At 71.6% G+C, this 10,001-nt stretch carries 11 protein-coding genes; 8 read left to right on the top strand and 3 right to left on the bottom strand.

Annotated elements, in window-relative coordinates:
• Nucleotides 1-157: 157 nt before the first annotated feature.
• A complete protein-coding gene (locus tag ABZS51_RS41255) occupies nucleotides 158-637 on the bottom strand; it encodes a MarR family transcriptional regulator (RefSeq protein ID WP_355453406.1) in 480 nt (159 codons plus the stop codon).
• 69 nt (nucleotides 638-706) lie between these two features.
• Here ABZS51_RS41255 and ABZS51_RS41250 point away from each other — a divergent pair, with 69 nt between their 5' ends.
• From ABZS51_RS41250 to ABZS51_RS41215, 8 genes are all read left to right on the top strand, one after another.
• Nucleotides 707-1,510: an NAD(P)H-binding protein gene (locus ABZS51_RS41250; protein WP_355453400.1), complete on the top strand. Its 804-nt coding sequence runs from the start codon at nucleotides 707-709 to the stop codon at nucleotides 1,508-1,510.
• Nucleotides 1,511-1,746: 236 nt separating this feature from the next.
• Nucleotides 1,747-2,022 (top strand): hypothetical protein, encoded by a 276-nt coding sequence (locus ABZS51_RS41245; RefSeq protein ID WP_355453397.1) that lies wholly within the window; start codon nucleotides 1,747-1,749, stop codon nucleotides 2,020-2,022.
• Between the two features lie 250 nt (nucleotides 2,023-2,272).
• The gene (locus ABZS51_RS41240) at nucleotides 2,273-3,193 is read left to right on the top strand and encodes an endonuclease/exonuclease/phosphatase family protein (protein WP_355453403.1); all 921 of its coding nucleotides are present in this window, start codon (nucleotides 2,273-2,275) and stop codon (nucleotides 3,191-3,193) included.
• Nucleotides 3,194-3,693: 500 nt separating this feature from the next.
• The gene (locus tag ABZS51_RS41235; protein ID WP_355453394.1) at nucleotides 3,694-4,161 is read left to right on the top strand and encodes a hypothetical protein; all 468 of its coding nucleotides are present in this window, start codon (nucleotides 3,694-3,696) and stop codon (nucleotides 4,159-4,161) included.
• 2 nt (nucleotides 4,162-4,163) lie between these two features.
• Entirely contained in the window at nucleotides 4,164-4,817 is a 654-nt protein-coding gene (locus ABZS51_RS41230) for a MarR family winged helix-turn-helix transcriptional regulator (protein WP_355453391.1), read from the top strand.
• Complete coding sequence (locus ABZS51_RS41225) at nucleotides 4,766-5,746, top strand: zinc-binding dehydrogenase (protein ID WP_355453388.1); 981 nt, start codon at nucleotides 4,766-4,768, stop codon at nucleotides 5,744-5,746. The genes ABZS51_RS41230 and ABZS51_RS41225 overlap by 52 nt, the downstream gene beginning before the upstream one ends.
• 77 nt (nucleotides 5,747-5,823) lie before the next feature.
• Nucleotides 5,824-6,732: an NmrA family NAD(P)-binding protein gene (locus ABZS51_RS41220; protein ID WP_355453385.1), complete on the top strand. Its 909-nt coding sequence runs from the start codon at nucleotides 5,824-5,826 to the stop codon at nucleotides 6,730-6,732.
• 247 nt (nucleotides 6,733-6,979) lie between these two features.
• A complete protein-coding gene (locus ABZS51_RS41215) occupies nucleotides 6,980-7,654 on the top strand; it encodes a response regulator transcription factor (RefSeq protein WP_310709152.1) in 675 nt (224 codons plus the stop codon).
• 40 nt (nucleotides 7,655-7,694) lie between these two features.
• On the opposite strand, the gene ABZS51_RS41210 is transcribed toward ABZS51_RS41215, so the two are convergent.
• Both ABZS51_RS41210 and ABZS51_RS41205 read right to left on the bottom strand, forming a co-directional pair.
• On the bottom strand, nucleotides 7,695-8,396 hold the full coding sequence (locus tag ABZS51_RS41210) for a carbon-nitrogen hydrolase family protein (protein ID WP_355453382.1): 702 nt from the start codon (nucleotides 8,394-8,396) through the stop codon (nucleotides 7,695-7,697).
• A 69-nt stretch (nucleotides 8,397-8,465) separates the two neighbouring features.
• Nucleotides 8,466-10,001: serine hydrolase (locus ABZS51_RS41205; protein WP_355453379.1), on the bottom strand; the 1,536-nt coding region annotated here is incomplete at its 5' end.

Genomic DNA, 10,001 nt, shown 5'->3' with positions numbered 1-10,001 from the left:
CGCCGGTCTGCTCATCACCCTCACCCTGCCACGCCTGCGCCGCGACGTCCCCGGCACCGAGCGACCCGAGCCGTCCCGCGCGACCACCGGCTGAGCATCCGGCGGCACTGCCCGCAGGTGCTCCAGCCACCTCTGGTCAAGTTGGCAGTGTCCGGCGTCACCAGTTGCGCACCGCCCGGGCCCAAGCTCTCAGCCCCGCCACGAAGCCCTGCCGGTCCGCAGGCGAGAGGTTGTCCAGGACCTGCAGCAGAGGCGCGGCACGCAGTGCGACGAATCCCTCGACCATGGCCCGATGACGAGGAGCCAGCGATACCAGGGTGCGGCGACGATTGGCGGGATCCTCCCGGCGCTCGACCAGCCCGGCCCGGCCGAGGTCGCTCACGAGTTCGCTCGCGGTTGTCAGCGACATGCCCATCCTGACAGCCAATTCGCTCACGCTGAGTGGCGATTCGACCGTCAGCTGGGGAATGACCGCGCCGTGCCTGGCGGTGAGCCCATGGCTGCGGAAGATCTCCCGCAGCTCGTCCGGCATCTCGGCCTGGGCTCGCCGGAAATAGGCCTCCACCAGAGGCACGAAGCCAAGGGCCTCCTTGACCTCTTCCGACCGTGGCAGTCGAGGGGCTGGGGCGTCATCCATCACTCCCCAAGGATACAGTTCCTCTATCCAAACAGTTCGGATATCCGAAGTGAGGTAGACGTGATACTGGTGACAGGGGCAACGGGCAACGTCGGCCGCCATCTGGTGGACCTGCTGCTCCAAGCGGGCGAGCAGGTCCGAGCGACCAGCCGCGACCCCGAGCGGGCCGACCTGCCCGGCGAGGTGGAGGTGATCAGAACCGACCTGTCCCGTGCCGCGCTGCAGGGAGCGGACAGCGCGTTCCTGTTTCCGGCCGCCGGTCAGGTGCGTGGCTTCCTGGACGAGGCCGCCAAAGCCCGCCTCAGGCACGTGGTGCTGCTGTCCGCACAGGCGGTGACCATGAAGGAGGCGGGTGCGCTCGGCAAGGTCCACGCCGAGTACGAGCGGGCCGTGGCCGGATCGGGGCTGCCGTGGACCTTCCTGCGCCCCGGCGCGTTCATGGCCAACGACTTGCGCTGGGCGCCCAACGTCAAGAACGATGGCGTGGTACGCACTCCCTTCGCCGAAGCCGCGACCGCCCCGATCGACGAGCGCGACATCGCCGCGGTGGCCGCGCGGACGCTGCTCGACGACGGGCACGCGGGCCAGGCATACGAGCTGACTGGGCCCGCCTCGCTGACCACGGTCGAGCGGGTACAGATCCTCGGCGAGGTCCTCGGCCGCGACCTGCGCCTTGAGGAACTGTCTCCCGAGCAGGCCCGCGAACAACTGCTCACGCAGGCTCCCGCGGCGCTCGTGGACTCCCGGCTCGCGCTGTTCGCCTCGTTCGTCGGCAAGACCGCGGACGTGTCGCCGGTCGTACGGGAACTGACTGGCAGCGCTCCGCACACCTACGCAGACTGGGCGGGCCGGAACGCCGCGGCGTTCCACTGACAGACGAGGAGGCGCCAGCGGATCGCCGCCCGTTCGGGCAGTCGGACCGATAGTTCTCGCTCTGGCGATGAACGGCGGGGCGAGCACCCCGGCTCGTACGAGATCGCGCCAGTCTGTCCGGCTCATGGATATCGGCGGAGAGCACAGCCGGGTGGGGCACCTGGGCGGTCATGATGCGGTCTGCTGCTTGATCAGCGAAGCGAGATCAACAGTTCGGGAACGGCTACCAACAGGCCATGATCGCATGGAGGTCGCGTCGCTCCCACGCTGGCCGAGCAGGGTGCGCCGCCGACGGCATCGCCTCCACCGCGCTCACTCTCGGCAACGCCATCGGCCTGGCCGTCTTCACCGTCATCGCCGGCCTGGGCACCGAGGGTAGGACCGGCCAGGCTCTCCGTGTCGCCAGGGCCGGCGGTGAGCTCCTTGTCGTCCTGCTCACGGCCGCCGGGATGATCGCTGGTTCGCTGATCACGCTCGTCTTGCCGTACCGGGGGCAAGGCGCCTCACGCTGACCACACCGTCCAGGGCGGCGGCCATGCGGCTGACGGCCTCACTGAGCCGTTCGGGGGCGGTGGCGAAGTTGAGACGTACGAACCCCTGTCCCTCCGGCCCGAACCTCAGGCCGCACCGCCGCGACCAGGATCCGGGTCAGATGTTCAGGGGGACCGTACCGCTCGGGTGAGAAATCCCCTGGCCTCAGCCTCCGCCACTCCGGTGGCGGGCGCGCCGATCAAGCAGGCCGTATGCGCCCTCGGTCGCCGGATGTTCGTTTCCGGCATCCCGGACGCTTCTGCGCCCACCTGCGTTCCGCCCTCTCTCAGCCGGGAACCGCACGCCGGACCTGCCTCGGCCCTCGGAGCCGGGCCTGATCTAGGGTTCGTGCCTGTGCGAATAATCTCTCTCAACGCCTGGGGAGGCGCGATGTTCGACGAACTCGCCCCCTGGCTCGACAGCTGCGACGCCGACATCCTGTGCCTGCAGGAGGTGACGCGCACTCCCGGTGCCGGCGGCTGGACGCGCTTCGACGACGCCGAGCGATCGCTGCCGCAGCGAGCGGACCTGCTCGCCGATGTCCGCTCGCGCCTTCCCCGCCACCTCGGCCTGTTCACGGCGAGCGACTCTGGACCGGTTCTGGACCACGAACACGCCTCGCGCCGGCAGGATTTCGGGCTCGCCACCTTCGTCGCCGAGACCTTGCCGATCGTCGGCATGCAATCGGAATTCGTCCACGGGAGTTACGCCGAGCATCATGACAGATGGCCGGCGGACGGGCGGCCCCGCGCCGCTCTGGCCGTACGTGTCTTCGACCGCAGCGCCCGGCGGTTCGTCACCATCGTCAACCTCCACGGCCTGCGGGACGCCCAGGGGAAGGCCGACACCCCGGCCCGCCGCGCCCAGGCCGAACGGCTCGGGGAACTCGTCGCCGACGTGTGCCAGGAGGGCGACCTGACGGTGGTGTGCGGCGACTTCAACGTGCTGCCCGGCAGCGAGACGTTCCGGATCCTCGCCAAACTCGACCTGAACGACCTGGTACGGGACGCCGACACCAGGACCTCGCGCTATCCCAAGCCGGTACGCCATGCGAGCTACCTGCTCGTCTCCGACCCCGACGCCGTCCGGCGGTTCGAGATCGTGACCGCGCCAGAAGTATCCGACCACCGGGCCCTGACGCTCGACATCTAGCACACGTCCCTACCCGCTGGGATGGCACATCACGTCACGCGCCCGCCCTCACTGCTGGTGGCCCAGCTCGATCCCCAGTGCGCCGAGTACGGTGACCGGGTCCTGCTTGACCGACATCAGCAACCATCACCCTCGCGGCGTAGGCAGGTCCAGGACGCGCTTGGCCGCGGAGCCCCCACCAAGGCAGAACAGGGCGCAGCCGCCTTCTGCCTTGGCCGAGAGCGTCGCACCGACACCGGGACCTACTGAACTGACCACACCAGCCCTGTTTCGTCGTGCGGTTCAGCGGGATGTCGATCTTGACTCTGCGAGCGATCTCGTTACGGCTGATCCCCCATCCATGTGTGATGAGCACAGGGACGTACGCTCGCGCGTCACTGCACCTCGTGCGGCTGCCACTGGGATGAGACCCCGCTGGACGCACCCGCCATGGCGGCGACCTCCACCGTCCCTACGCCCGGCGACGCCGACGAGGGCCTGGCCGAGGAAGGGCACTCCTGATGGCCCCCCCCAACCCGCCTGCCGATGCCGCGGCCGCCGCGCGGGCCTCGCAGGAGAGCGTGGCCGACAGCCTGGCGCACGGTACGACGTCCGAGGCTGTCCCGGCTCAGGCCCGCGATGCGCAACATCAGCATCAAGCCGCCCCAGAAGAGGACGTACCCGTTCGGTCAGCCTTGCCGATCATGCTGAGCCGGGAGCGTCCGCGCCTGACCTTCGAGGCGACCCTGTACGACCGCCGGACGGTGACGGTGGTGCGACGAGCAGATGGCGGGGCACCGCTGATGCCGTTCGTGCAGCACGGGGACCGCTCATGCTCCTGGGACTCCAGCGACCCCTCCGACCAGATCCCGGTCACGCCTGACTGGGGCCGCCGGAGAAGTCCGGCTGACGAGGCGCATGCGCTTGCATCTAGTCTCCTCATGCGACATAGTTGGTTTTGCCAAACCAACCTTTCGAAAACGGTGTGAGGATGGAACACGTGTCGGCCGGCAAGGACGGCCTGGCTCGCCCGCAGTGCGAGGCCCTCGACGGGGTGGCGGCGGCGCTGGCCACGGTGGGCAACTGGATGTTCGCTCCGGCCACACGGCGCAAGATCATGGCGTTCTCGAGGCCAAAGCTCTCCTTGGGGGACTACACGCTGCTGGCCAAGGTGTCGGCGCACGCGCCGGTGCGGCTGTCGGTCCTGGCGGTGGACAAATCCACCCTGTCCCCTCCGGCCAAACGCCTGGAGTCACGCGGTCTCATCGAACGCCAGCCCGATCCGGCCGATACCCGGGCACAACTGGTCAGCGTCACACGCGCCGGCAAGCTCGCCATCGGCAAGCTCTGGAAGGCGCGCGGCCGCCGTCGCCGACCTGCTGACGGACTGGGAGGCGAAGAAGCCGGGTCCACACCCGCGTCGTGCTCTGCCGTACTCGCTACGGCACCGCACGTTCCCTCCCGGCTGATGTCCATCGACCGGGCCAGGGCCGCCGGGCCCGGTTCTCCCGCACCCGAACGCGGTGCGGCCGTCTGCGCATCCCCGTCGACGCGCACACCACGACTGCCTATCCATCGAGGAAGTGATGTCACATGCGTGCCGTACTGCTGCACGAATTCGGGCCACCGGCCCACCTGCGCGTAACGGACGTGCCCACCCCGAGACCGACGGCGGGCGAGGTCGCGGTGCAGGTGGCTGCGGTCGGTGTCCAGTTCCTGGAGACGCAGGTCCGCGCGGGGACGATGCGCGGCGCGCTCGGCGGCGCGCCGCTGCCGGTGATCCTCGGCAAGGAGATCGCCGGACTGGTCGCCGAGGTCGGTCCCGGCGGCGACACCGCCCTGATCGGCACGCGGGTCCTGGCCGGCACCAAGGGCTTGGGCGGGTACGCCGAGACCGCCGTCGTCCCCGCCGCCACCCTCATCCCGGTCGGCGACGGCATCGGCCTGCCGGAGGCCGTCGCCCTTTACCGGTATGGCGCCACGGCCCAGGGCCTGATCAGGGCGGCCCGCGTGAGCACCGGTGATCGGGTCCTGGTGCTGGCGGCCGCGGGTGCCGTCGGCACGGTCCTGGTGCAGTTGCTCAAGCGAGCCGGGGCGACAGTCGTCGCGGCCGCGCGCGGCGAGCACAAGCTCGCCCTGCTGAGCAGGCTGGGTGCCGACCACGTGGTGGACTACACGCTCCCCGGCTGGACGGACCTGGCTGGTGAGCCCGTCGGCGGCTCGATGGACGTGGTCTTCGACCATGTCGGCGGAGCGCTCGGACGCCAATCGTTCGAACTGCTCACCCCGGGCACCGGACGGCAGATCGCGTTCGGCTTCTCCAGCGGCACGCCGCTGGACATCCGGCCCATGGAACTCATCGGCCGGGGCCTGACCTTGACCGGGTTCAGCGCGGGCCTCATCTGGAGCAGGCCCGCCCTCGCCCGCGACCTGGTGACCGAGGTCCTGGAGCTGGCCGCAGCCGGACGGCTCACGCCGGTGATCGGCCAACGCTTCCCTCTGGAGCGGGCGGCCGACGCGCATGCCGCCATCGAGGCGCGTAGCACTGTCGGCAAGACCCTGCTCATCCCCTGACCACACCCCGACGTGCCCCCTTACGGGGGTTACGCGTGAACGTCCACATTGGTTTCTGACAAGGAGTCCACATATCCATGTCCTCTTTCCCCAAGGTCTTTGTTGCGGGTGCCACCGGGCTGCTCGGCGGCCAGATCGTCCGAGCCCTTCTCGAGCAGGGCGCCCCCGTACGGGCCCTGGTGCGGCCCGGCACCAGCGAGGAGAAGAAGCGTTCACTGACCGCCCGGGCGGCCGGCGGTTTGGAACTGGTCGAGGGCGACATCACCGATCCGGCCGAGCAGCTGGCAGAGGCCGTCGGCGACGCCACGACCGTGATCTCGGCCGTCCAGGGCGGCCCCGAAGTGATCGTGGACGGGCAGACCAATCTCGTGCGCGCCGCGGAGAAGGCCGGCGCCCGGCGGTTCATCCCATCCGACTTCGCCTTTGATCTCACCAAACTGGACGACGGCGACAACTTCATGATCGACTGGCGCCGGCAGGCCGCCGCCGCTCGCGCCGGCAGCCGCCTTGACGTGGTCTCCGTGCTCAACGGGGCCTTCTACGAGGTGATGACGGGCTTCATGGGGCTCATCGACTGGCAGCAGGGCACCCTGTCCCACTGGGGAGACCCCGACCAGCCGCTCGACCTGACCTCAGTGCCCGACACCGCCGCCTACACCGCCGCCGTCGCCCTCGACCCGGCCGCCACCGGCACCCTGCGCTTCGCCGGCGAGGTCATGTCGATGCGCCAGTTCCACGACGCGGTCCAGCGCGGCTCCGGCCGCCCGCTTGAACTGCGCCACCTCGGCACCGCCGACGACCTCCGCGCGGAGATCACCCGTCAGGCGGCGCTCACCCACAACCCGTTCGACTACGTGGCGCTGCAATACCAGTGGTGCATGGTGACCGGCAAGGCCAAGCTCGACAGCCTGGACAACGCCAGATACCCGAACGTCACACCCCAGTCGCTGACCGACTTCGTACGCGCCACCACACCCGCGCACTGACGCACCGTCCGACAAGCCGGTACGCGATCTGCAGCCCGCGCTGTGGACCGCGTACCGGCTTTGCCTGTCGGCCGGCACCGTCCAACTGACACGGCCACGATGGCGCCGTCCACCGCCAGGGGAATGAGCGCCGCAGCAACCGGCTCCTCGCCGTGCTGGAGCGCGAGCCTATGTGCATTTGGTTCGAGCCCCCCGCCAGTGGGTGCGGGCCGGCGACGTTCGTGGTCCCTCCATCTAGGCTGGCCGCATGAGGGTGCTCGTCGTCGAGGACGACACCGCCCTGGCCGGCGTGCTGACGCACGGCCTGCGGCGGGAGAGCTATGCCGTGGACGTGGCCACGAGCGGCGAGGACGCCCTGTGGAGCGTGATGGAGCACGACTACGACGCCGTGGTGCTCGACGCGATGATCCCGCCGCCCGACGGGTACGAGGTGTGCCGGCGGATGCGGGAACGCGACCGGTGGGCGCCGGTCATCATGCTGACCGCCCGCGACGCCGTCCACGACCGGATTCGCGGCCTCGACGCGGGCGCCGACGACTACCTGACCAAGCCGTTCGCCCTCGCCGAGCTGTACGCGCGGCTGCGCGCCGTGACCCGCCGCGACCAGGTGCGCCGTCCCGCCGTGCTGCGGGCGGGCGACCTCGCCCTCGATCCGGGCACGCGGGCGGTGCGGCGGGGCGAGGTGGACGTCCCCCTATCGGCCAAGGAGTTCGCGCTGCTGTACGAGCTGATGCGCAGACCGGACGAGATCGTGACCCGGTCGTACCTGATCGAGCACGTCTGGGACTTCGCCTACGACGGCGGCTCGAACGTCGTGGACGTGTTCGTGCGGTACCTGCGGGAGAAGGTGGACCGCCCGTTCGGCCGGGAGACGATCGAGACGGTGCGGGGCGCCGGCTACCGCCTGTCCACCAGGCGCTGACCCGCGACGCGCCACCGGGCGACAGCCCCGGGCCGGGACCTCAGGACAGCTTGGTGGTGAGGGTCGCGCCGGTCTCCGGACCGGCCTGGGCCACGAGGCCGCCGCCGGGTGCCCAGAAGCCGGAGCGGCCCGCCGTATCGGCGAACCCGCCCCCCGTCGGCCCGGCGAAGCTCGCCACCGCGACCCACAGCCCGTGCTCGGCGGCGATGCGCCGGGCGCGCCCCGCCTGGAGCTCCGCCTCGGCGGCGTGCTTGACCGTCCCGGCCACGTAGGCGTCCACGCCGAGGGCGGTCGTCGCCGCCGCGTGCTCCGGGACGCCGGTGTCCTTGCAGACGGCCAGGCCGAGCCGCCACCCGTCCACCTCCAGCACCCCCGGCGCCGAGCCGGGCGCGAACCGCAGCGCCTCCTCCTCGCCGAGCCACATCTTGCGGTACACGACGGTGACGCCGGCCCCGTCGACGGCCAGCATCGCGATGTGCGGACCCCGGTCCCCGGCCACGGGCGCGCCGGCCAGCGCCACGGCCCCGGTCTCGGCGCACGCCGCCACGAGGGGCGCCAGCCGGGCGTCGCCCGGCTCCACGGTCGCGGCGTCCAGCTCGTACCCCGTGAGCGACAGCTCGGGGAACACGACGACCCGCGCGACGGCCGACCGCACGGCCCGCGCGTGCTCGGCGGCGTTGGCGGCCACGTCGTGCGCGGCGGACAGCGGCTGGGCGACCGCGATCGTCAGCGGCTCCGGCATGCGACCTCCCTGGGCGACGTCTCCCCGGCGAGCCTGCCGGGGCCGGGATCGCCCCATCCTAGGCCGTGCTCAGGAGGGGGTGCGGGTGAAGGTGCCCAGGCCGGTGTGGTCGAGGTTGTCCACGGTGACATTGACGGCCCGGCCGTCCGCACCCGCCGCGAAGCGGACGCCGGCCAGGCCCACGGCATTCTCCCCCGGGGTCCGGTAGGCGAAGGTGTCGCCCGCGTAGTGGCGCAGCGGCAGCCGGAGGGGCTCGGGCCCGAGCCGCATGACCAGCCCGCCGCCCTCCTCGGTGACGGTCAGCGGGCCGTAGTGGCCGTTGGCGTACACGCCGGTGTAGGAGCTCGCCGGCCGGGCCGGGGCGGCGTCCGCGGGCGGCCTGCCGTAGTCGGTGTCCGGCCGCGCCTCGCGAGCCGTCCGGGCGAACGCGTCCCCGGCCAGGCGCAGCCAGTCCACGGTCTGCCTGCCGTGCCCGGCGACGTCGAGGAAGGTCAGCGCCACGGCCTCGGCGGCGCCGACGGGCTGCCCGTTGGTGAGCACCACGACGCCGAGCCCTTCGGACGGCAGCATGGTCACGTTCGTGGCGGCGCCCAGCTCGAACCCGCCGGAGTGGCCCAGCCGCAGCCGGCCGAGGTCGTCGTAGCCGACGTTCCAGCCGAGCCCGTAGAAGCCGGGCACGCCGTACGGGGCGGCGGGCCGGGCCGAGAGGATGTGCGGCAGGTACGTCTGGTCGAGCGCGGACGCCGGGATGAGCCGCTTCCCCGCGTACACGCCGCCGCCGAGCAGGAGGCGCAGCCACGCGGTGAGGTCACGGGCCGTGGAGCTGGCGCCGCCGGCGGGTGACTGGGCCTGGGCGTCGCGGGTGTGGCGCGCCTCCCAGCGCCCGTCCACCCGGACATGCCCCACGGCCCGGTCGCGGGCCTTCTCGTACGCCGAGAAGAGGGAGCTGGTGGAGCGCATTCCCAGAGGCTGGTAAAGGAGTGTCCGCGACAGCTTCGCCCAGCTGAGCCCGGCGGCCCTGGCCACGGCGAGCGCCGCCTCGGTGAAGCCGAAGTTGGTGTAGGCGTACTGCGCGCGGAACGGGCCGAGGGGCTCGTCGCGCAGGTGCCGCAGGATGTGACGGCGGCCGTAGCCGAGGTCCTCCAGCAGGTCCCCCGCGTGGTCGGGAAGGCCGCTGCGATGCGAGAACAGATCGGCGAGCGTCACGTGCCGCGTCACCCATGGGTCCTTGAGCGCGAACCCGGGGTCGTGCCGGACGACCGGATCGTCCCAGCCGACCGCGCCCTGCCCGAAGGCGCCCTGCCCGACAGGGCCCCGGCCGACCACCCGGGCGACGACGGTGGTGGCGAGCGGCTTGGACACGGAGGCGAGCTGGAAGACCGTGTCCGGGCCGACCGCGCCGGAGCTGCCCGCCCGCCGCACCCCGAACCCCTTCAGGTACGCGACCCGGTCCCGGTACACGACGGCGACGGCCATGCCGGGCACGCGCACGATCCCGTCGAGCCGCGCCACGGCGGCGTCCACGGCGGCCGGGGTGAGGGCGGGCGGCGCCTGGGCGGGGGGCGCGGCCGACAGCGTCGCCCCCGGCGTCCCCTGCCCGTACGC

It is taken from the genome of Nonomuraea sp. NPDC005501 (assembly GCF_040605905.1).
Lineage (GTDB): Bacteria > Actinomycetota > Actinomycetes > Streptosporangiales > Streptosporangiaceae > Nonomuraea.
This window is presented reverse-complemented; position numbering and strand designations above follow the sequence as displayed.

Excerpts from the sequence above, each read along its gene's own strand:
- ABZS51_RS41255 (WP_355453406.1), bottom strand. The coding sequence starts at position 637 with ATGGATGACGCCCCAGCCCCTCGACTGCCACGGTCGGAAGAGGTCAAG.
- ABZS51_RS41245 (WP_355453397.1), top strand. The coding sequence starts at position 1,747 with ATGATCGCATGGAGGTCGCGTCGCTCCCACGCTGGCCGAGCAGGGTGC.
- ABZS51_RS41240 (WP_355453403.1), top strand. The coding sequence starts at position 2,273 with ATGTTCGTTTCCGGCATCCCGGACGCTTCTGCGCCCACCTGCGTTCCG.
- ABZS51_RS41235 (WP_355453394.1), top strand. The coding sequence starts at position 3,694 with ATGGCCCCCCCCAACCCGCCTGCCGATGCCGCGGCCGCCGCGCGGGCC.
- ABZS51_RS41230 (WP_355453391.1), top strand. The coding sequence starts at position 4,164 with ATGGAACACGTGTCGGCCGGCAAGGACGGCCTGGCTCGCCCGCAGTGC.
- ABZS51_RS41225 (WP_355453388.1), top strand. The coding sequence starts at position 4,766 with ATGCGTGCCGTACTGCTGCACGAATTCGGGCCACCGGCCCACCTGCGC.
- ABZS51_RS41220 (WP_355453385.1), top strand. The coding sequence starts at position 5,824 with ATGTCCTCTTTCCCCAAGGTCTTTGTTGCGGGTGCCACCGGGCTGCTC.
- ABZS51_RS41215 (WP_310709152.1), top strand. The coding sequence starts at position 6,980 with ATGAGGGTGCTCGTCGTCGAGGACGACACCGCCCTGGCCGGCGTGCTG.
- ABZS51_RS41210 (WP_355453382.1), bottom strand. The coding sequence starts at position 8,396 with ATGCCGGAGCCGCTGACGATCGCGGTCGCCCAGCCGCTGTCCGCCGCG.